The sequence below is a fragment of the Flavobacterium flabelliforme genome (genome assembly GCF_017948675.1).
Taxonomy (GTDB): domain Bacteria; phylum Bacteroidota; class Bacteroidia; order Flavobacteriales; family Flavobacteriaceae; genus Flavobacterium; species Flavobacterium pygoscelis.
This window is the reverse complement of sequence record NZ_JAGFBU010000003.1, coordinates 25,627-48,437: the sequence shown is the minus strand read 5'-3', so window position 1 is coordinate 48,437 and position 22,811 is coordinate 25,627. Positions and strand designations below refer to the sequence as shown.

Below are 22,811 nucleotides of genomic sequence, written 5' to 3'. Positions count from 1 at the left end.
AAAGATAAAATCATTTTTATTAATTTTTATAAAACAGCTTTTCTATTGCTTTGCCTATTATGATAAGATTTATAAAATACTTGTAAATCATTTTGAGTTTGTTATAAAATGAAGTCTATAATGACTAAATTTGGTAATCCTGCGAAGGGTTTTTAAATAATATTAATAAAAGCATATAACAACTCAAAAAATAAATATGGCTAAAGAATTAAAGAATTACGAAGTACATTTAGTCGAGGAAAATTTACTTGAAATTACAGGTAAAGGTGATAATCCGTTATGGAAAAACGCCCAAGTCTTAACTGATTTTTGTTCTCCTTGGGATTCTGAAAAACCATCAAAAATTGAATTTAAAGCAGTATGGGATCGTGAGAATTTATTTTTTTGTTTTACAGTATCGGACACTATGATACACATTGATAGAAAAGATGATAGCATTCATAGCATAGGAAGTTCGGATCGTGTAGAACTTTTTTTTAGATCTAATCATGCAATGAATCCATACTATTGTTTGGAAATTGATACTGCTTCAAGAATAATGGATTTTGTAGCCTATCCTAATAAAAAATTCGACTTTGATTGGAACTGGCCACAAAATAATATGGCGGTAAAATCCTCTATAGATGATAATAGTTTTACTATCGAAGGAGTCATTAGCATCCTCTCACTTAAAATGCTTCATTTAATTAATGACAATAAAATTGAAACTGGATTGTTTAGAGCTAAATATAACGAAAAAGAAAAATCAATTTTTGAACCCGTTTGGATTTCCTGGGTAAATCCAGAAACTGAAACCCCAAATTTTCATACCCCATCCTCATTTGGAATACTCCATTTAATAGAATAAATCAGTACTTGGATTTTAAATAATAAAAAAGAGAAATTGGATAATAGTTTATATAACTATTGCCCAATTTCTCTTTTTTGCTGTCAATAAACATTTAATAATTTAAATGTAATTTTAGTGACTGATTGCTATTCTAAAATAAAACTAACAGTAACATTAGCGGTAATATTTATTTCTCCTACTGCAAGTGTTTCTCTTGGAGCGCTCATATCGCTACTTTCCATCATTTTCATTGCTGCGTATCTGGGTTGCGGATAATTCGTCTGTGAATTATCAGAAATGGTCATCGCACGTCCTATTTTTTGTCCTAAAACCGAAACATAATCTTGTGCTTTCATTTTCGCTTCTTTCATCGCTAATTTTCTAGCCTCAGATTCATATTGAGCCATTTTAGAAGATTGAAATGTTACAGTATCAATTCTGTTAATACCATTATCAACTAAACCTCCCATTAACTCATCATATTTACTCAAATCTCTTAATAAGATCTCAATAGTTTGAGTGGCATTATAACTGTGTTTCTTTTTTTCATAATCATATTGCGGATTTAATGAAACGCGTTGTGTTTTATAATCTGCAGGAGCCAAATTCATTTTTTTAATATATTTCAAAACAGCGTCAATTTTTTCGTCATTCTGTTTCTTTACATCTTTAGCGTTGTTGCCTTTTGTTTCAACAGTAACAGCAATCGTTGCTTCATCTGGAACTACCTTAATTTTACCTTCTCCGCTTACATTGATTTGTGGAATCTGTTTTACTTCTTGACCATATGACATCGTTACGAATAATATAGACAATATAAATAGTGCTTTTTTCATTTTTTTATAATTTTAGTGTTTGTACTAATTCCTTTTCAAAAGTTATGCCAATTATAGTTTTCCTGTCTTTTGCATTACAAAAAGAATTACAATAGGAATCGCTAATAAAACCACCATCAAAGTATGATCGACAAGTAAAGAAGGTTGTTTTATCAATGTGATTAAATAGCCTCCTACTGCACCGCCAAAATGGGCTGTATGACCAATATTATCATTTTTTGCTCTCATACCATAAATAGAATAGAGTAAATAAAGTATTCCAAAAAGATACGCTGGCATAGGAATAATAAAAAATATTCCGAGCATCATATCTGGTTGTAATAATATTGCAGAATATAAAACTCCCGTTACAGCTCCTGACGCTCCTACAGCTCTGTAACCATAATCCTCTTTATGAAATGCCATGGTGAGTAAGCTTCCAAATATCAAACTTCCAAAATAAATTAAAACAAATGAAAAACTACCCATTAAATTAATGACCACTGGAGCAAAAAAGAACAGTGTCATCATGTTAAAAATCAGATGCGTTATATCAACATGCAGAAAACCAGAGGACAACATTCTTATTTGTTCTCCTGCTCTAATACTTCCTACATGAAACTCATATTTTCTAAAAAAAGAAAGGTCGTTAAAACCTTTATAACTAATCAAAACATTTACAATAATAATTGCTATCAAAAGGGTATTCATAAAGTATGTTTATTGTGTGTTGTAAATATAGTCATTCTCAAATACGCACAGAGTAACTACTCAAAATTAATATCAGTGTAGATTTTTGACTTATATTTGCATAAAAAATAACGGCATGCAACTTCTTATTTTCCTCTTAGCCTTCCCGCTTTTATGGATTATCTCCATACTCCCTTTTAGAATATTTTATTGGTTCTCTGATTTTATTTACTTACTCGTTTATTACGTGATCGGTTACCGAAAGAAAACAGTTAAAGAAAATTTGGCTTTAGCTTTACCCCATTTAAGCGATAAGGAGCGACTTATTATTGAAAAAAAATCATATCATCACTTGTGCGATTTATTTTTAGAGATGATTAAAACCATGTCGATTTCTTCAGAAGAAATGAACAAAAGATTTCATATTACAAATATTGAATTGGTTAAAGAATATGAAGACAAAGGAAAAAGCACTGTCTTATTAGCCTCTCACTACGCTAGTTGGGAGTGGTTGTTATCTATAAACGCAAAAACAAAATTTAAAGGAATAGGTGTTTATAAAAAAATTGCTAATAAATATTTTGATAAACTCATTCGCAATATACGCTCTAAATACGATGCTGAATTAGTAGAAACTAAAAAGACAATCCCTTTAATGGCCGAGAATGAAAAAAATGGTGTTCTAGCTATGTATGGTCTTGCTAGCGATCAATCTCCAAAAATGAACAGAGCTTTTCATTGGGATAAATTTATGGGAATAGAAGTTCCCGTTCATACTGGAGCTGAAATGCTATCTAAAAAATATGATTTAAATGTACTTTTTGTTAAAGTAAAAAAGGTAAAAAGAGGTTTCTATGAAGCTACCTTCATCCCAATTACTGACAACCCGAGATCTATTCCTGATTTTAAAATTACAGATATTTTTTTAAGAGAAGTTGAAAAACAAATTCTAGAGGCTCCAGAATATTATTTCTGGACGCATAAACGATGGAAACACAGAAGATAAACTTATTAGTAAAATAAAAAAAACACTAAATCTAAAAAAATAGACTTAGTGTTTTTTTTTTATTTTTACCAATCAAATTATTAAAGAGAGAACCAATTTTTAACCAATTCATCTTCTAGAGGCTTCGCTTTTTTATTGATAAACTCATTGGTATTAGAGTTATAATCGTAATCCAATGCCCATGTTTTATGATTTTCTGCTAAGGATTTAATACCTTGACAAACATATTCTATTTCCTCAGTAGTTGTCGTAGGGTGAATAGACATTCTAATCCAACCTGGTTTTCTAATCAAATCTCCTAATGTAATTTCATCAATCAATTTACTAGAAGTTTCTTGATCTACATGTAGTAAAAAATGACCATAAGTTCCAGCACAACTGCATCCTCCACGTGTTTGAATTCCAAATTTATCATTTAGTAATTTTACCCCTAAATTAAAATGCAAATCCTCTACAAAGAAAGATATTACACCTAATCTATCCTGATGCTGTCCTGCAAGTATTTTTATATTAGATATATTTCCTAACTCAGAGAAAATATAATCAACAATTTCGTGTTCTCTTTTTAAGATATTATCAATACCCATTTGATCTTTCAACTGAATGGCTAATGCGGTTTTAATCACTTGAAGAAAACCTGGAGTTCCACCATCTTCTCTATCCTCGATATTATCTATATATTTATGTTCTCCCCAAGGATTAGTCCAACTTACCGTTCCGCCTCCGGGATTATCCGGCACTAGATTTTGATATAACTTTTTATTAAAAATTAAAACACCACTTGTACCAGGACCTCCTAAAAATTTGTGTGGCGAAAAGAAAATTGCATCTAAATAACTTTCTGGATCTTTTGGATGCATATCGATACTTACATAAGGACCAGAACAAGCAAAATCTACAAAACAAAGTCCGTTATGTTGATGCATCATTTTGGCAACATCATGATAGGGAGTTCTAATTCCGGTAACATTTGAACAAGAAGTAATAGAGGCAATTTTAAAAGGGCGTTCTTTATATTTATCTAATAATATTTCTAAATTTTCAATACTAAACAAACCATCCTCAGAAGAAGGAATTACTTCAACATCTGCTATTGTCTCTAACCAGGAAGTTTGATTAGAATGATGTTCCATGTGTGAAATAAAAACAATTGGTTTTTTTTCGGCAGGAATGGTAATAAAGTTTTTTAAATTTTCAGGTACTTTTAAACCTAAAATTCGCTGAAATTTATTGACAACTCCAGTCATTCCTGTGCCATCAGTAATCAAAACATCATCGCTATTGGCATTTACATGATTCTTAATGATATGACGTGCTGTATGATACGCTTTTGTCATTGCAGTACCCGAAATAGTAGTTTCTGTATGTGTGTTAGCAACGAAAGGACCAAATTCATTCATTAATTTTTCTTCAATTGGGCGATACAAGCGACCACTTGCTGTCCAATCTGTATAAACAATTTTTTTTGAACCGTATGGAGATTCAAAATCCTGATCTATTCCAATTATGTTTTTGCGAAATTGTTGAAAATATTGTTCTAAAGCTGTAGTTGCTGTTTTGGTAATCATTATATATTTAATTAGACCTCAAAGGTATTGATTTTTCTCAAATAGTCATTTTCAACTTTTGTTAATAGTAAAGAATCTTTGTTTTCTTTGGATTATGGAGACCAAAATCACAAGATAAATACTCCTTTTATGATTTAAATATAAGATTAAACTACAGTTCTTAAAAGCAAAACTATTTATAAGGAATTTAGAAATAAAAAAACCTTCCAAAAAATATTTTGAAAGGTTTTATTTGTCGAGATTAAAGTGAGTTAAATACCCGCAATCGCTTTTATTTCATCAATAATACGAAAAGCTAAACCATCAGCTTTTTCTTGAGTAGATGCTTCAGTATAGATTCGAATAATAGGTTCTGTATTTGATTTTCTCAAGTGAACCCAATTTTCTTCGAAATCAATTTTTACACCGTCAATAGTGGTAATATCTTCATTTTTATACTTTTCTGTCATTGCAACAAGAATAGCATCAACATCAATTTGTGGTGTTAATTCAATCTTATTTTTGCTCATGTAATATTCAGGATAAGAAGCACGTAGAGCAGAAACACTCATTTTTTTGTTGGCTAAATGGGTTAAAAATAATGCAACTCCCACCAAGCTATCCCTTCCGTAATGCAATTCAGGATATATAATTCCGCCGTTTCCTTCACCACCAATTACAGCATTATTGGTTTTCATTAATTTTACAACATTCACTTCACCTACAGCACTCGCCTCGTAGCTTCCTTTATGCTTATTAGTAACATCGCGCAAAGCACGTGAAGAGGACATATTAGATACTGTATTCCCCGGTGTTTTACTTAACACATAATCTGCACAAGCAACTAAAGTATATTCTTCTCCAAACATTTCTCCGTCTTCACAAATAAATGCTAAACGATCCACATCTGGATCTACTACAATTCCTAAATGAGCGCCTTCTTTAACGACAAGTTCAGAAATATCAGTCAAATGTTCTTTTAAAGGTTCTGGGTTATGAGGAAAATTTCCGTTAGGTTCGCAATAAAGTTCTACTACTTCTACACCCATTAACTCAAGTAATCTCGGAATTATAATTCCGCCCGAAGAATTTACACCATCAACAACCACTTTAAATTTGGCTGCTTTTACAGCATCAACATCAACTAGTGCTAGGTTCAACACTTCATCAATATGTATGTCCATATAAGCATCATTAATCATTATTTCTCCTAAATGATCCACTTCTGAAAAATGAAACGCTTCTGCTTCTGCAATTTCTAGAATTTTTAATCCTTGATCGCCATCCAAAAATTCCCCTTTTTCGTTTAGTAATTTTAAAGCATTCCATTGTTTAGGATTATGAGAAGCGGTAAGAATAATTCCACCATCTGCATTTTCAATGGGTACAGCTACCTCAACGGTTGGCGTAGTAGAAAGGCCTAAATCAATTACATCAATTCCTAAACCAATTAGCGTATTTACTACTAGATTATGAATCATTGGCCCAGAAATACGAGCATCACGACCTACTACAACTGTTAATTTTTCTTTTCCACTATATTGTTTAAGCCAGGTTCCGTAGGCAGATGCAAATTTAACAGCATCAACAGGAGTTAGATTATCTCCTACTGTTCCTCCTATTGTTCCACGAATCCCTGATATTGATTTTATTAATGTCATTTAATACGGTTTAGTTTGTTCTAAAAAAATTTAAATATTTACAAATATAAGAATTGAAGAAGTATAAAAGTCACTTAGAATTTAAAAAATAGGATAAAAAACCCTAATTTAGGCGAATGAATTTTTTAGCCCATATATATCTTTCTGGTGATAACGATTTACTGAAAATTGGCAACTTTATGGCCGATGGAATACGCGGAAAACAATTTGAGACTTATCCTTTAGAAATTCAGAAAGGGATTATCCTTCACCGTGCTATTGATACTTTTACAGATGCACATCCAATTTTTAGGCAAAGTACCAAACGACTTCACGAAAATTACCATCATTATGCAGGGGTAGTTGTTGATGTATTGTACGATCATTTTTTAGCCAAAAATTGGAAGAATTACTCTAATGAAAAATTAGAGGATTTTGTAGCTCATTTTTATAAATCTTTAGAAGAAAACAAAAACCTACTATCAGAAAGAGTGTTGCGAATAATGCCCACTTTATTCCAAGAAAATTGGCTTGTTAGTTATCAAACAGTTGAAGGAATAAATCATATTTTGACCCAAATGGATCGGCGCACTAAAAATCAATCTAACATGCGATTTGGAACACAAGATCTTACTGAATTTTATTCCGAATTTGAAGATGAATTCACTCGTTTTTTTAAAGAATTAATATTATTTTCGAACGAAAAATTAAAAACCTTATGAATAAGTTTATACTCTTAATTGCCTTAGCTTTTTTAAGCTGTAAATCCAATGAGAAAACAGTATCACCAACAGGCTTGGTAACTACCAAAGCTATGGTAGTTTCAGCACGTGAAGAAGCTTCAGAAATTGGGGTAGCTATCATGAAAAAAGGAGGTAATGCATTTGATGCAATGGTTGCTACTGAACTAGCATTGGCTGTAGCGCATCCTCAGGCTGGAAATATTGGTGGTGGCGGTTTTATGGTTTTTAGAAAAGCGAATGGTGAAACAGGAAGTATTGATTATAGAGAGAAAGCGCCAATGGCTGCCTCAAAAGATATGTTTTTGGATAAAAATGGCAATGTAATCGAAGGAAAAAGTACCCAAACAGCTCTAGCCTCTGGAATTCCTGGAACTATCGCAGGAATATTTGAAGTACATAAAAAATATGGCTCTTTACCCATGAGTGAAATATTAAAACCTGTAATTGCGCTAGCAGAAAGAGGAGTAATTATCACTAAACATCAAGCAGAAAGTTTAAATAATAATAGAGAAACTTTTATCAAAAGAAACGGAAGAAATAGTTTATTCTCTAAAGTTTACAAAGAAAATGACACCATAAAATACACAGCATTAGCAGCAACATTGCAACGCATTGCTAAAAATGGTCGTGATGAATTTTATAGTGGCGAAACGGCACAAAAACTTGTAGCATTTTTAGCGAAAAAAGGAGGAAATGCGACTCTAGAAGATTTTCAAAAATACCAGGCCAAATGGCGTACTCCAATTACCTTTCAATATAAAAAATTAAAAATCACCTCTATGTCTCCTCCTAGTAGTGGTGGAATTTGCCTGAATCAAATCATGAAAATGATAGAGCCTTACAACCTATCGCAAATGGGACATAATAGTTTAAAAACAATACAAGTTATTACAGAAGCTGAACGAAGAGCTTATGCAGATAGAAATTTTTATTTGGGTGATCCTGATTTTGTAAAACTGCCTATAAAAGAATTATTAAGCCCTTCCTATTTAGAAAAAAGAATGAAAGATTTTTCATTTGACGCAGCTTCTAAATCATCAGATATCGCAGCAGGTGAAATTAAAGGATACGAGAGTAACCAAACCACACATTACTCTATAGTTGATGCTGCAGGGAACGCTATTTCTGCTACCACAACATTAAATGATAATTATGGTTCTAAATTGTATTGTGATGAATTAGGTTTTTTCTTGAACAATCAAATGGATGATTTTAGTGCTAAACCTGGAGTTCCTAATTTGTATGGATTAACAGGAAGCGAGGCTAATAGTATTGCTCCTGAGAAAAGAATGTTAAGTTCGATGACACCCACTATTGTAGAAAAAGATGGTAAATTATATATGGTCGTTGGAACTCCTGGAGGTTCTACTATTATCACTTCTGTTTTACAAACCATCTTGAATGTATATGAATTTGGATTAAGTATGCAGGAAGCAGTCAATGCTCCTCGTTTTCATCACCAATGGTTGCCTGATGAAATCACTTTTGAACCCAACTCGTTCTCTAAAGAAGTTTTAGAAAATTTAAAGAAAAAGTCTTATATCATTAATGAAAAAGACAAAGAAATAATAGGTCAAGTTGATGCTGTTTTAGTTTTACCAAACGGAAAATTAGAAGGTGGTGCAGACCGAAGAGGAGATAATAAAGCGGTTGGTTTTTAGACCGTTTTATTTAAATAGAAAATTACTGAACTCAACAATTGAAATGCATTAGAACTATTTTTAAAACTAGGATTTATAAACATGTATTAAAAAATATAAGAACAATTTAAAATAATACTAATTTTGCAGTCCCATTAAAAAATCATAATGTTCAAAAAATATATTTCTAAATTACAAATTATAATTGCCATTGCGCAATCCATATTAACGCCTAAACAATTTATATTTTTATCAGCTGTATTAGTCGGTATTTCATCTGCTTTGGCCGTAATCGTATTAAAAACTTTTGCACACTGGGTCTTTTCATTTGCTACCTATGTGACTAGCATTTCAAAACTGGGATTTATCAATAGTATTTTACCTATTATTGGAATAATGTTAACGGTTTTTGTAGTAAAAAGAGTTTTGGGAGGAACCATACAAAAGGGAACTTCACAAATTTTGTATGCAGTTGCTAAAAAAGCCAGCATAATTCCAAAAAAACAAATGTATGCTCAAATTATAACCAGCTCCTTAACTGTTGGCTTGGGAGGATCTGCAGGTTTAGAAAGTCCAATTGTTATTACGGGTGCAGCATTTGGTTCTAACTATGCTCAAAAATATAAATTATCGTATAAGGATAGAACCTTGTTAATAGGATGCGGAGTTGCTGCTGGTATTGCTGCAGCGTTTAACGCTCCAATTGCAGGGGTTTTGTTTGCTATAGAAGTATTGCTAGTAGATGTAAGTATTGCAGCATTTACACCCATTATGATTGCAGCAGCTACTGGAGCGTTAGTATCTGTTGTTGCGCTAGATGAGACCATATTACTCTCCTTTAAAAAACAAGAAGACTTTGATTATCATAATATAATTTTTTATATACTCTTAGGAATTTGTACCGGATTAATGTCCGTTTATTATTCTCGTAATTTTCAGAGAGTAGAGCATTTCTTTTCCAGTATGAAACTTTCACCTTACAAAAAGGCTTTATTTGGATCTTCTATTTTAGCGATTCTTATCTTTATGTTTCCCACACTTTTTGGAGAAGGTTACGAAAGCATCAAAACATTAGCAGACAGTGATTCTGGAAAATTTTTAGAAAACACCATCTTTAGTAGTTTTCAAAACAACAGTTGGGCACTTCTACTATTTGTAGGATTTACAATGATGCTAAAGGTTTTCGCCAGCGGTATCACTATAGGAAGTGGTGGAAATGGTGGAAATTTTGCACCTTCATTATTTCTAGGATCTTATCTTGGATTTTTCTTTTCTAAATTTATAAATCTAATAGGATTAGCAAAATTACCCATTAGTAACTTTACACTTGTTGGAATGGCGGGTATTTTGAGTGGTTTATTTCATGCTCCGCTAACTGCCATATTCTTAATTGCCGAAATTACAGGAGGATATAGTTTAATGATTCCTTTAATGATTGTTTCCTCAATAAGTTTTGCAATATCGCGTCGTTTTGAAAAACACTCGATTGATGTAAAAACATTGGCTCAAAAAGGACATGCGTTTACTAGTAATAAAGATTCTAATGTACTTTCTACACTCGAAACTAATTCAATCATACAGACCGATTTTCTTACCGTTACTGCAGACGAAAATTTAGAAAAATTAGTCGATTTAATCTCCCATTCTACGCAAGTTATATTTGCTGTTGTAAATACTGAAAATGATTTGGTTGGAATTGTACATTTTAATACGATAAGAGAAATAATATTTAACACTTATAGAGTCAAATACACAAAAATAAAAGACATAATGCTACCTCTTAGCGAAATTGTTACTCCTGATGAAAGTATGGAAACAGTGATGAATAAATTTGAAAAATCTAAAGTCGCATTTTTGCCCGTACTTAAAAATGATAAGTATTACGGTTTTATATCAAAGTCTGTTGCATTAGAAGCCTATAGAACAAAACTAAAATCAATGACAATAGAATAATTTTGTTTTTTGTAGTTTAAAAAAAATTTTGTCAATTGCAAAAAATCCACCAATTACAAAAACAGATCTTTATTGAATCAAAATAATTTAGCTAAAGTTTAAATTTAATTTGCAATTCTATAGCTAGACACAAATACATTTAAATAAAAAAAAACAGACCTATAAGCCGGATTCTGTCTCCAATAAATTGGAGCCTTATCATTTATCTAGATCACATATTACTATGTGACTCAAGCTATCTACCCTTCAACAACGGACGAGAAGCCCTTAAATGCTGATATACTTGATATTTCACCGCATAGAGTTTACCTGGTTTCACTACAGCATTACCTGTACATACTTTCTGTTGCACTTGTCCTAATTCGCCGTGGCGAACCGACGGGTGTTACCCGCTATGCTTCCCTTTGGTGTCCGGACTTTCCTCCACGTATATAACGTGGCGATAAGGCGGTCTGTGTCGCAAATTTACACTATTTTTCTCTTCTCATAACATTTTAAACCAATCTACTTTAACATGAATTTTGCAACCACTTAGCCATAAATCAGTTATCTTTATAATGAACGTTTAAATAATATCACTATGTCTAATATGTATCACTACACCACCGTTTCTCAAGCATTAGAAGAACTCTCCGAAATGGGATTTAATTTTGATTTTAACATCGACGATAGCGAAATAACCACAAATCCAGATCACTGCGAAATTCAGCACATATACCGTTATGAAGGAGATAGCAATCCAGATGATGAAGCTACTGTTTATGGCATTAAGTCTAAATCGGGTAAAAAAGGAGTTTTTGTAACTGGTTTTTCTGCCAATTCTGAAAATGATGCTGCACGTATTTTAATTAACATAACTATCAAAGGTAGAGCCGAATAAAAATCTGCAAACAAAATTTCATCTGCTCTTTTTATGGAGCTATTTCCAGCTATACGTTACAATCTTAATTACTATCCCAAAACTCCAGGGCTAGCAATTAAGGATTTTCACTTCTATCTGGGCTATAATTTAGCTACTACAAAGACGCTTTAGCTAATATAAAATCTTTCAATATTTAAATTTTTCCATATTTAAATTAAAGCTTATATTTGCTTTCGAATAAAAATCCTATGGAACAATTTGTAGTATCGGCACGTAAATATCGTCCTCAAACATTTAAAGATGTTGTTGGACAAAAAGCAATTACCAATACTTTACTAAATGCCATAGAAAGCAATCATCTTGCTTCTGCATTACTATTCACAGGACCTCGTGGCGTTGGTAAAACAACTTGTGCACGAATTTTAGCCCGAAAAATAAATCAACCGGGTTACGATGATCCAAACGAAGATTTTGCTTTCAATGTATTTGAACTAGATGCCGCTTCTAACAACTCTGTTGATGACATCCGAAGCTTAATAGATCAAGTTCGCATTCCACCACAAACGGGGCAATATAAGGTGTACATCATTGATGAGGTTCATATGTTATCTTCAGCAGCTTTTAATGCTTTCTTGAAAACATTAGAAGAGCCGCCAAAACACGCTATTTTTATTTTAGCAACTACTGAAAAACACAAAATTATTCCAACGATTTTATCTCGTTGTCAAATATTTGATTTTAAAAGAATTACCGTAAAAGATGCCAAAGAACATTTAGCAGAAGTAGCAACAAGTCAAGGTGTTATTTTTGAAGATGATGCGTTGCACATAATTGCTCAAAAAGCTGATGGCGCAATGAGAGATGCTTTATCTATTTTTGATCGAGTAGTTTCTTTTTGTGGTAAAAATTTAACACGACAAGCGGTAACAGAAAACTTGAATGTGTTAGATTACGAAACCTACATCAATATTACCGAATTGATTTTGGAAAATAAAATTCCAGAATTATTGATGGCTTTCAATGAAATATTAGCAAAAGGTTTTGATGCACATCATTTTGTTTCCGGATTAGCTTCTCATTTTAGAGATTTATTAGTTTCTAAAACACCTTCTACACTATCGTTATTAGAGGTAGGAGAACAAGCACAACAAATGTATGGAGTTCAAGCACAAAAATGCAATCCAGCATTTTTATTAAAAGGAATTGAAATTGCCAATGATTGCGATTTAAAATATAAGTTGAGTCAAAACCAGCGACTTCTTGTAGAATTATGTTTAATGCAGCTTGCCTCTATCACCTTTGATGGAGAAAAAAAAAAGTTGAGCAATTTATAATTCCACCTACCTACTATAGAAAAAATGATTATTCTATAGTTGATACAAATACAATACCTGAAAAACAAAAAGCAGTAAATGAATCTGCTTTATTGAAAATAGAAATTGATACTGTAGCGCCTGCTTCAAAACCAACTCCTATTTCAAAACCAATCCTAGAAGATAGTAATTCAGAATCTTCTGCACCAAAAATTTCTGCCTTTTCACTAGCTAGTATTCGTGCGAAAAAAGCATTGGAAGAAAGCAGTAAAGGAATTGTAAAAGAAGCAACCCATTTGCCTACCGAACCTTTTACCGAAACAGAAATGTTGTTGCAATGGAATAAATACGCCCAGCGTTTAGGAGACAAAGGATACAAAATTATGGAATCTTTATTATTAATTAACGATCCCAAACTTAATGGAACCGCAATAACATTAGAGTTACCAAATGAAGGTTCTAAATTAGATTTTGAAAAGGAATTAAATGGTCTTTTAGGGCATTTAAAAGGGCATTTACATAATCATGACATTACTATAGAAATAACTGTAAATGAAGCTGTAGAAAACAAAAGAAGTTTTAACGATCAAGACCGTTACAACAGACTACATGAAATAAATCCAAATATTGAACTCTTACGAACAACATTTGGATTAGATATAGATGCTTAGAAAAAAATTATATTTTGTTGAAATACATCGCTTTTACAATTCCGTCAGAAAGCCCAATTTTAGGCACATAAATATTTCTTGCACCACTCCATTTCATCGCATTTAGGTATATTCTTGTGGCTGGAATAATTACATCGGCACGATCAGGATTCAATCCCAATTCAGAAATCCTTTGTTCGTAAGAAAGTGAATTTAAAAACGCATATTGAGAATTCACATAAATATAGGAGAGCGGTTTGGCTTGTAATTTACCCGACATTTTGAACAACTTATTGATATTTCCTCCAGAACCGATTAATGTAACTTCTTCATAATCTTGTGTATTAGCCTTAATCCACTTTTCAATTTCTTCCCAAACCACATCGCAAACCATGTCATTTAATAAGCGAACAGTTCCTGCTTTAAAAGATCTTGAGTTTATAATTTTACCATTTGAAAATACGGTAAACTCAGTACTACCACCACCAACATCTACAAAAAGATAGGTTTGATCCGTCTTTAATAAGTGATGTAAATCTGTTGATGCAATAATAGCGGCTTCTTTCTTACCATCAATAATTTCTATTTTTATATCTGCTTTTTTCTTAATGATGGCTACAACTTCTTTTCCATTATAAGCTTCACGCATTGCTGAGGTTGCAAAAGCCATATATCGTTCTACTTTATGAACTTTCATCAAAAGATTAAAAGCCTTCATCGCATCACACATTCTCTCGATATTCTCTTCTGAAATTTCTCCTACGGTAAAAGCTTCCTGCCCCAATCTAATAGGAACACGAACTAAGGAGCTCTTGTTAAATTGAGGCTCTTTACCTTCTTGCTCCACAATATTTACGATTAGTAAACGCATGGCATTAGAACCAATATCTATGGCAGCATATTTCTTTATTTTAATCATGTTCTTTCAATTGGTTTATTTCTTAGTACCATAATACATCATCACAATTTAGCAGATAGTTATAGAATTTGTTCTTTTTGCGTAGCAGCATTAAGTTTATTGGCATAATACCTATAAGTCTCAAATTGAGCTCTAAAAATAGGATTATGATTTCGAGCTTTATATTTATTATCTAACTTATGAGAATGCATACGTACTTTTACATTTCCTTTCCATCCAATATCAAAATTGTCTATAAGTTCATTTTTTATACCTTGATCATAAATAGGACAAGTTACTTCGACACGTCCATCTATGTTTCGTGTCATAAAATCAGCAGATGAAATATAAACTTCAGTTTGTCCCGCGTTACCAAAAATATAAACTCTCGAATGTTCTAAATAATGATCTACAATACTTATCGCTTCAATATTTTCACTCATACCGGGAATCCCTGGAATTAAAGAGCAAATTCCCCTAATTTGCAAACGAATTTTAACTCCAGCTTTACTAGCTTCATATAACTTATCAATCATTTCATAATCAGACAAGCTATTCATTTTTAATTTAATTTGAGTTTTTCTTCCCGCCAAGGCATGTGTAATTTCTCTATCAATTAATTTTATAAATCGCGTTCTGGTGTAATGTGGTGAGACAATTAGATGCTTGTAACGGTGCACTCTATAATTGACATCAAAAAAATCAAATATCTTTACAATATCTTTAAGAATTTGTTGGTGACTGGTAAAAAGAGTAACATCAGTATAAATTTTAGCAGTAGATTCATTAAAATTTCCTGTCGATACAAATCCATATCTTTTTACTTTATCGTTTTCAGTTCTCTCTATTACACATATTTTACTGTGCACTTTTAGTCCTTTTATACCAAAAATCAATTCAATTCCTTCCAACTGCATTTGTTCAGCATACGAAATATTTGATGCTTCATCAAAACTGGCTTGCAATTCTATTTGAACCGTTACTTTTTTTCCGTTTTTGGCAGCATTTATAAGAGAACTAATAATCTGAGAATTTTTGGCCAATCGATACAATGTGATTTTAATTGAAATCACTTTAGGATCTAAAGCTGCTTCTCGCAAAAACTTAGTTAAATAAGAAAAAGATTGATAAGGTGCATTTAGCAAATAATCTTTTTCACTAATTTTTTCTAATATGCTACCCTCTAGACTTAATCCTGGAATAGGTAATGGAACATTTGTCTCATATAGCAAATCATATCGACCTAGGTTAGGAAAACTCATGTAATCTCTTCTATTGTGATATCTTCCGCCAGGTATGATACTATCTGTAGAAACGATTTTCATCTTTTCTAGAAAAAATTGTAATGTATCTTCTTCGATTAATTGATCATAAATAAAACGTACCGGCTCCCCTATTCGTCTGTCTTTTACACTTAGTGATATTTTTTCGATCATACTTTTACTTAAATCACTGTCGATATCCAATTGAGCATCTCTAGTAATTTTTATCATGTGCGCCGAAACACTTTGATAATCAAAAATATTGAATATATTTTCTAGATTGTGTCTAATAACATCGTCTAAAAGTATGATATATTGTTTTTCATTATTAGAAGGTAAAACAACAAAACGATTAATTGCTTTAGGAATTTCGATGACTGCATAACGCACCTCTGCATCTTGATTCATTACCAATTTTACAGCTAAATAGCCAGAAGTATCCTTTAAAACAGGAAATTCTGCTAAATCATTTAAAATAATCGTTACTAATTCAGGACTTACTTTTTGAATAAAAAAATCTTTAAGAAAAATTTCTTGTTCAATAGTAATGTCAGCTTCTGTTATAATAAATATATTTTTTGTTTCTAGTTCGCTTTCTATAATGTTCAAAATTCGTAAACTTTCTGATTGCTGCTGAATAACAATTTCGGTAATATCTTTTACTAATTGTTGAGCCGAGATTCCTCTTAAATACTTTTCTCCTGAAATTCCCGAAAGGCTTAAACGTCTAATTGCTGCAAAACGAACTCTAAAAAACTCATCTAAATTATTAGAAAAAATTCCTAAAAAACGTAATCTTTCTAATAATGGAACCGTTGTATCACCAGCTTCTTGAAGTACTCTGGCATTAAATGCTAACCAACTTTTTTCTCTATCAATGTATTTATATTCTAACACTTTATTCATCTTAGATTTTTGGGAAATATTATTTTTTTTGTTTTACCTTTTTTGATTTTTTTCCAATTATCTGTTTCAAATTTCAAATATACAAAACCCGATGTAGGAACATTTTCTATAAATTCATCCCCAAATTTATTAACAAAATCTGTAATTGCCCCGTTATGACCAAAAAGAATAACATTTTCGCAACTATTTGTACATGATTTTATAAGTTCCTCGAGTTTATTATCATCAAAAGTATAAAGGTCGTCTTTGTAAATGATACTTTCTACAGGATAGGCTATATTTTGAGCAAAAATCATTGCTGTATTAGTAGCTCTTTTTGCTGAGCTACTCCAAATAATATATGTTTTAGGAATGAAATCCTTAATATAATTTGAAACTAAGTGAGCGTCTTTTATACCTTGAGAAGTCAAACCTCGATCTTTATCATGCATCGGAACTTCCCAACTTGATTTTGCATGTCTAACTAATATTAAGTTTTTCATATAGATAAAATTTTATTTCCAATTAATAGAAAATTAAAATATTCAGATACAATTTACAAAACATAAATACAAACTGATTTTCTTTTAACTTTTAATTTTATAAATGCATATTTTAAAGATAACAAGAAATCAGACAAAGTCGACTATAAAATATTATATTCAAGAACATTATGTTAAAAACATATAAATAAATCTTAATTTATAAACTAAAAATCTCTGTTTTTTTTCTAAATTATAAAAAAACTTAAAAAAAAGAACCTTTTAACGAGTATTTGAGTTGTTTGTAGATTTTAAAATCAACAACTCATCTATTTTAATAAATTTATAATTAATTAGCTACTAAACAGATGATTAGACTCTAATTAAATATTATTGTTGTATAAATAATTTGACTTGTTTTCCACCAACAATTCATTAACAACACCAACTATTACTTTTTTTATTGTCATTAAGATGCAATCAAAATTGAATTTTTACAAATGACTTTTTAATATGTTTTTGCATAAAAATCATTAGTTACTATTTCTTAAAAAACCAATTTATTTTAAAAAAAAGTACAAAACCTTAAATTATAAAATTATGAATATATCTTTTACTCAATTAAAAAATAATATTCCTACTTACTTCATGTTATTTATTTTCTTTGAAAAATGGTTTTCAAGCTATTTTCCTATAGAGAACATGGAATTAATTAGAAGCTCTAGGTATTTAAAACCACAAAAAGACTCCAATAAAAACAAACGAAAGTTTCAGTATTTAGTTTTCAAACCTCAGCATTTAATGTCTCTTACAAATAGAACATTAAAAGTTTTTAATCATGATCTTTCTCAAATATTCTTTACTATCCAATCACTAAGTAATAAGATTATGATTAGGAAAATAAGAAATAGGCATAATTTAAATAATTCCTTTATTAAAAATTATCCTAACACAACCTAGCCAATAAGATTAAATTGATTTCGAATTATTTAAAAAAAATATTTTTCTAAACCTAATGAAGGAAATTAGTTAAATGATTTACTCTTTAGATAATTCAATTCCAATTTCAGTCTTTTAAATAAATGACCTCGTTCAAAATTACAGTTTTGTTTCTCAACTTATTGACAGTTTTATTACTTCTCAAGTAGTAAAACCGATTGCTAATACACTGTATTTAAGAAATCTTTAAAATTTCTTTTGTATTGGTTTCAGATGCTTGTACACTTTTGTGAAAGAAAATAGCGTACAAACAATCCTAAAAAAATTACCTATTAAAAGTTTAAAAATTAACTCTATGAAAACTAAAATTACTGTTTTTGTACTGACATTTTTTTTATTTGTTAGTACTTTATATGCTCAGCAAGATCCAGACAAACTTGGTGGACCAGTACTAATTGGTCAAGTAGCCCCTTTTACTTTACCTGTAGCTATTGGTAGTAAAAAACTCAAATCAGACACATTCGCCTTGAGATCACTTGCATCTCCTAATTCTCTAGAATGGCCAAATCCAGGTGCTGTACATATTGAAAAAACTGCTGAAGCGGTAGAAAGCGGAAAATGGAAAATTAATCTTATGGTTGAAGGAAAAAACATTCCTAAATCTACCGATGTAATTTTAGTTATTGATGATTCTGGGAGTATGAACGGTACCAAAATAACTAGTGCTAAAGAGGCAGCAAAAACATTTGTTAATCAATTACTAAATGGTTCTACCGATATAAGAATAGCAATTGTAACATTAAATCCTGCTTCTGGAGGTACAACAGGAAACCCACAAATCGATCAAGTATTTACCAATAACACTTCTTCATTAAACACAGCCATTGACGCAATTGTTGCCAATGGTGGTACAAATATTCAAGGAGGTTTTTATGCGGCCAGACTTTTGGTAGAATCAAGCACTGCTGATAAAAAAGTTGTGATATTATTGTCAGATGGTGACCCTACTTATAGTTATAATTCTAATATAGCACCACCTGCTTTTACTGTAGGATGTGGCAGTATAACTAATTTTAATATTTCAAGAAGTGATTATGAAAATATTTATTTAAAAGTTGCATCAAGTATTTATACCAATGTTGTTGGTGATGGAAACAATTTTAATTTCACCTTATTTACTACAACTTGTGGAAATAAAACCTTCAATGCAGGTAATCATGGTATACCAACCATATATGAAGCTAAAAAGATTATTAGCGATGGTGCAGATATTTATACCATTGGTTTTGAAGTCCCAGCAAACGGAGCTGCAGAAAGTACCTTAACGGGTTCTCAAAACAAAGGCTATTTTCCAGCAAATTCTAGTAATATATCTAATATTTATTCTCAAATAAGATCAAATATTTCGTACGCTGCGACTAATGCTGTTTTAACAGACCCAATGAGTACGTTTATACTTTTATCTGCAAATGTTACACCAACCTATACTGTTTTGCCCATCACTACTGGAAATGTTGTGGTATCTAAAGGGAGTGTAAATTTTAGTAATAATGGTTTTGTTTTAAATGATCCTGACAATCCAGCAAGTGGAAATAGCAACATCGTAAAATGGAAAATCACATGGAATATAGGTACTGTTTCTGAATTGGGAGACAATATGTTTTATTTTGTTACAATGGCACCGAATACCGATCCAACTATTCTTTATGATGCAAATGAAAAAACATTTATTGATTATACAGATGTAAACGGTAATACGAATGCACATCAAGAAACACCAACCAATTTTACAGTACCTAAAGTCAGCGGTGGAAAAGGATCTATAGAAATTATTTATTATACCGTAAACGATGCAGGACAGCCTATAAATAGTGTTGGAACTGTTGTTACTAAAGAAAATGCCGTAAAGTTAATACCGGGAAATAGTAAATATTTCGAAATTAATGGAAGCACAGCTTTAGAGGTTAATCAAAATTATACTGTTGTACCAGATATAAATTATCTTTCTAACAGTATCTTATATAATTTGTATTGTAATTTAGGTAGTATAATAGTTACTCCAATTCCAATTGATCCTAATAAAAAAGTATGGTTTGGTTATGTAGTTAACTCCACTCCTAAAGTTACCAATGTTGAATACTGCATAAACAGTCCTGCAGTACCATTGACAGCTACTTTTTCAGCTGGCCATACTTCACCAACTTATACTCTATATTATTTTGATTCTCTTACTGGAACTCCAAAAACTAGTATAACACCCTTAACTACTGCTATAGGACAATATACTTATTATGTAGCTGAAGGAAAAACAACTTCCTGTATAGGATCAAAAGTGCCAATAGTAGTTTCTGTAAATGCATTACCTATTGCCGCTATTGCATCGGATAATGGATTGGCTTTGAGCTGTACCATTCCAAATACGACTTTAACAGCTAGCGGTGGAACCAGCTATTTATGGTCGAACGGAGCAACAACTCCTGCTATCTCTGTTGCAACTGCGGGAACATTCTCGGTAACGGTAAAAAATGCCAATGGTTGTTCATCGACTGCTTCGGTTAATACAACGCTTGATAATACTCTTCCTATTGCAGCTATTGCATCGGATAACGGACTGGCTTTGAGTTGCACGACTCCAAATACGACTTTAACAGCAAGCGGTGGAACCAGCTATTTATGGTCGAACGGAGCAACAACTGCATCTATTACGGTTGCAAATGCGGGAACATTTTCGGTAACGGTAAAAAATGCCAATGGATGTTCGGCGACTGCTTCGATAAATACTACGCTTGACAACACGCTTCCAATTGCCGCTATTGCGTCCGATAACGGATTGGCTTTGAATTGTACCACTCCAAATACGACTTTAACAGCTAGCGGTGGAACCAGCTATTTATGGTCAAACGGAGCAACAACTGCATCTATCACGGTTTCAACTGCTGGAACATTCTCGGTAACGGTAAAAAATGCCAATGGTTGTTCGGCGACTGCTTCGGTTAATATTACGCTTGATAACACTCTTCCTATTGCGGCTATTGCATCGGATAACGGACTGGCTTTGAGTTGCACGACTCCAAATACGACTTTAACAGCAAGCGGTGGAACCAGCTATTTATGGTCAAACGGAGCAACAACTCCTGCTATTACTGTTACAACTGCAGGAACATTTTCGGTAACGGTAAAAAATGCTAATGGGTGTTCAGCTACTGCTTCGGTAAATACTACGCTTGATAACACTCTTCCTATTGCCGCTATATCATCAGATAACGGATTGGCTTTGAGTTGCACGATTCCAAATACGACTTTAACAGCAAGCGGTGGAACCAGCTATTTATGGTCGAACGGAGCAACAACTGCTGCTGTTACTGTTGCGACTGCGGGAACATTCTCGGTAACGATAAAAAATGCCAATGGGTGTTCATCGACTGCTTCGGTAAATACTACGCTTGATAATACTCTTCCTATTGCCGCTATAGCATCAGATAACGGATTGGCTTTGAGTTGTACCACTCCAAATACGACTTTAACAGCAAGTGGTGGAACCAGCTATTTATGGTCAAACGGAGCAACAACTGCTTCCATTATTGTTACAACTGCGGGAACATTTTCGGTAACGGTAAAAAATGCTAATGGTTGTTCATCGACTGCTTCGGTAAATACTACGCTTGATAATACTCTTCCTATTGCCACTATTGCATCGGATAATGGATTGGCTTTGAGTTGTAACACTCCAAATACGACTTTAACAGCAAGCGGTGGAACCAGCTATTTATGGTCAAATGGAGCAACAACTCCTGCTATTACTGTTGCAACTGCCGGAACATTTTCGGTAACGGTAAAAAATAGTAATGGTTGTTCGGCGACTGCTTCTGTTAATACTACGCTTGATAATACTCTTCCTATTGCCGCTATTGCATCGGATAACGGATTGGCTTTGAGTTGTAACACTCCAAATACGACTTTAACAGCAAGCGGTGGAAGCAGCTATTTATGGTCGAACGGAGCAACAACTGCTGCTATCACTGTTGCAATTGCGGGAACATTTTCGGTAACGGTAAAAAATGCCAATGGATGTTCAGCGACTGCTTCAGTAAATACTACGCTTGATAACACTCTTCCTATTGCCGCTATTGCGTCCGGTAACGGATTGGCTTTGAATTGTACCACTCCAAATACGACTTTAACAGCTAGCGGTGGAACCAGCTATTTATGGTCGAACGGAGCAACAACTCCTGCTATTACAGTTGCAACTGCCGGAACATTTTCGGTAACGGTAAAAAATGCCAATGGTTGTTCGGCAACTGCTTCGGTAAATACTACGCTTGATAACACTCTTCCTATTGCCGCTATTGCATCTGATAATGGATTGGATTTGAATTGTACGACTCCAAGTACGATTTTAACAGCTAGCGGTGGAACCAGCTATTTATGGTCAAACGGAGCAACAACTCCTGCTATTAGAGTTGCAACTACGGGAACATTTTCGGTAACGGTAAAAAATGCCAATGGATGTTCGGCTACTGCTTCGGTTAATACTACGCTTGATAACACTCTTCCTATTGCCGCTATTGCATCTGATAATGGATTGGATTTGAATTGTACGACTCCAAGTACGATTTTAACAGCTAGCGGTGGAACCAGCTATTTATGGTCAAACGGC

General features: G+C 32.5%; 17 protein-coding genes and 1 other RNA gene (2 of these 18 only partly in view). 10 read left to right on the top strand and 8 right to left on the bottom strand.

The features are described from left to right. Positions 1–196: 196 nt before the first annotated feature. Complete coding sequence (locus J3S90_RS08965; RefSeq protein WP_210645904.1) at positions 197–847, top strand: sugar-binding protein; 651 nt, start codon at positions 197–199, stop codon at positions 845–847. Between the two features lie 128 nt (positions 848–975). Here the strand turns inward: J3S90_RS08965 and J3S90_RS08960 are convergent, their stop codons facing one another. Together J3S90_RS08960 and J3S90_RS08955 are read right to left on the bottom strand one after the other, a co-directional pair. After that, complete coding sequence (locus J3S90_RS08960; protein ID WP_210645903.1) at positions 976–1,665, bottom strand: SIMPL domain-containing protein; 690 nt, start codon at positions 1,663–1,665, stop codon at positions 976–978. A gap of 51 nt (positions 1,666–1,716) precedes the next feature. Then, positions 1,717–2,355: a rhomboid family intramembrane serine protease gene (locus tag J3S90_RS08955; RefSeq protein ID WP_210645902.1), complete on the bottom strand. Its 639-nt coding sequence runs from the start codon at positions 2,353–2,355 to the stop codon at positions 1,717–1,719. 115 nt (positions 2,356–2,470) lie between these two features. Here J3S90_RS08955 and J3S90_RS08950 point away from each other — a divergent pair, with 115 nt between their 5' ends. Further along, the gene (locus J3S90_RS08950; RefSeq protein ID WP_210645901.1) at positions 2,471–3,340 is read left to right on the top strand and encodes a lysophospholipid acyltransferase family protein; all 870 of its coding nucleotides are present in this window, start codon (positions 2,471–2,473) and stop codon (positions 3,338–3,340) included. 80 nt (positions 3,341–3,420) lie between these two features. Here the strand turns inward: J3S90_RS08950 and J3S90_RS08945 are convergent, their stop codons facing one another. After that, a complete protein-coding gene (locus J3S90_RS08945) occupies positions 3,421–4,908 on the bottom strand; it encodes an aminotransferase class V-fold PLP-dependent enzyme (RefSeq protein WP_210645900.1) in 1,488 nt (495 codons plus the stop codon). Positions 4,909–5,159: 251 nt separating this feature from the next. After that, positions 5,160–6,548 (bottom strand): phosphoglucosamine mutase, encoded by a 1,389-nt coding sequence (gene glmM, locus J3S90_RS08940; protein ID WP_210645899.1) that lies wholly within the window; start codon positions 6,546–6,548, stop codon positions 5,160–5,162. 116 nt (positions 6,549–6,664) lie between these two features. On the opposite strand from glmM, the gene J3S90_RS08935 reads away from it, so the two are divergent. The 3 genes from J3S90_RS08935 (at position 6,665) to J3S90_RS08925 (ending at position 10,863) form a co-directional block, all read left to right on the top strand. Next, positions 6,665–7,249: an acyl carrier protein phosphodiesterase gene (locus J3S90_RS08935; protein WP_210645898.1), complete on the top strand. Its 585-nt coding sequence runs from the start codon at positions 6,665–6,667 to the stop codon at positions 7,247–7,249. Next, positions 7,246–8,931: a gamma-glutamyltransferase gene (gene ggt / locus J3S90_RS08930; RefSeq protein ID WP_210645897.1), complete on the top strand. Its 1,686-nt coding sequence runs from the start codon at positions 7,246–7,248 to the stop codon at positions 8,929–8,931. Before J3S90_RS08935 ends, ggt begins: the two co-directional genes overlap by 4 nt. A gap of 147 nt (positions 8,932–9,078) precedes the next feature. Continuing rightward, entirely contained in the window at positions 9,079–10,863 is a 1,785-nt protein-coding gene (locus tag J3S90_RS08925; protein ID WP_210645896.1) for a chloride channel protein, read from the top strand. A gap of 146 nt (positions 10,864–11,009) precedes the next feature. Here the strand turns inward: J3S90_RS08925 and rnpB are convergent. Beyond that, positions 11,010–11,322, bottom strand: an RNA gene (gene rnpB / locus J3S90_RS08920) — RNase P RNA component class A. A gap of 121 nt (positions 11,323–11,443) precedes the next feature. On the opposite strand from rnpB, the gene J3S90_RS08915 reads away from it, so the two are divergent. From J3S90_RS08915 to J3S90_RS15935, 3 genes are all read left to right on the top strand, one after another. Then, positions 11,444–11,743, top strand: a complete 300-nt coding sequence (locus tag J3S90_RS08915; protein ID WP_210645895.1) for a hypothetical protein — start codon at positions 11,444–11,446, stop codon at positions 11,741–11,743. 230 nt (positions 11,744–11,973) lie between these two features. Continuing rightward, positions 11,974–13,059, top strand: a complete 1,086-nt coding sequence (gene dnaX, locus J3S90_RS08910; protein ID WP_188050854.1) for a DNA polymerase III subunit gamma/tau — start codon at positions 11,974–11,976, stop codon at positions 13,057–13,059. 92 nt (positions 13,060–13,151) lie between these two features. After that, positions 13,152–13,709 carry a DNA polymerase III subunit gamma/tau gene (locus J3S90_RS15935; protein WP_236023918.1) on the top strand — a complete coding sequence of 186 codons (558 nt, stop codon included), beginning with the start codon at positions 13,152–13,154 and terminating at the stop codon, positions 13,707–13,709. Between the two features lie 7 nt (positions 13,710–13,716). Here J3S90_RS15935 and J3S90_RS08900 read toward each other — a convergent pair whose 3' ends face one another. The 3 genes from J3S90_RS08900 to J3S90_RS08890 are packed head-to-tail and all read right to left on the bottom strand — an operon-like array spanning position 13,717 to position 17,236. After that, positions 13,717–14,607 (bottom strand): Ppx/GppA phosphatase family protein, encoded by an 891-nt coding sequence (locus J3S90_RS08900; protein WP_188050855.1) that lies wholly within the window; start codon positions 14,605–14,607, stop codon positions 13,717–13,719. A 59-nt stretch (positions 14,608–14,666) separates the two neighbouring features. After that, on the bottom strand, positions 14,667–16,754 hold the full coding sequence (ppk1, locus tag J3S90_RS08895) for a polyphosphate kinase 1 (protein ID WP_223151098.1): 2,088 nt from the start codon (positions 16,752–16,754) through the stop codon (positions 14,667–14,669). Next, the gene (locus tag J3S90_RS08890) at positions 16,751–17,236 is read right to left on the bottom strand and encodes a SixA phosphatase family protein (RefSeq protein WP_188050856.1); all 486 of its coding nucleotides are present in this window, start codon (positions 17,234–17,236) and stop codon (positions 16,751–16,753) included. Before J3S90_RS08890 ends, ppk1 begins: the two co-directional genes overlap by 4 nt. A 1,273-nt stretch (positions 17,237–18,509) precedes the next feature. On the opposite strand from J3S90_RS08890, the gene J3S90_RS08885 reads away from it, so the two are divergent. Next, positions 18,510–22,811 carry the 5' portion of a vWA domain-containing protein gene (locus J3S90_RS08885; RefSeq protein ID WP_210645894.1) on the top strand. Its footprint extends 72 nt past the window's final position, so the window shows 4,302 of its 4,374 coding nt (coding positions 1–4,302); it begins with the start codon at positions 18,510–18,512; its stop codon lies beyond the right edge, outside the window. Then, positions 22,799–22,811, top strand: partial view of a DUF7507 domain-containing protein gene (locus tag J3S90_RS08880; protein WP_210645893.1) — the 5' portion only. The gene runs 3,017 nt beyond the window's last position; only the first 13 of its 3,030 coding nucleotides appear in the window; it begins with the start codon at positions 22,799–22,801; its stop codon lies off the right edge, out of view. Before J3S90_RS08885 ends, J3S90_RS08880 begins: the two co-directional genes overlap by 85 nt.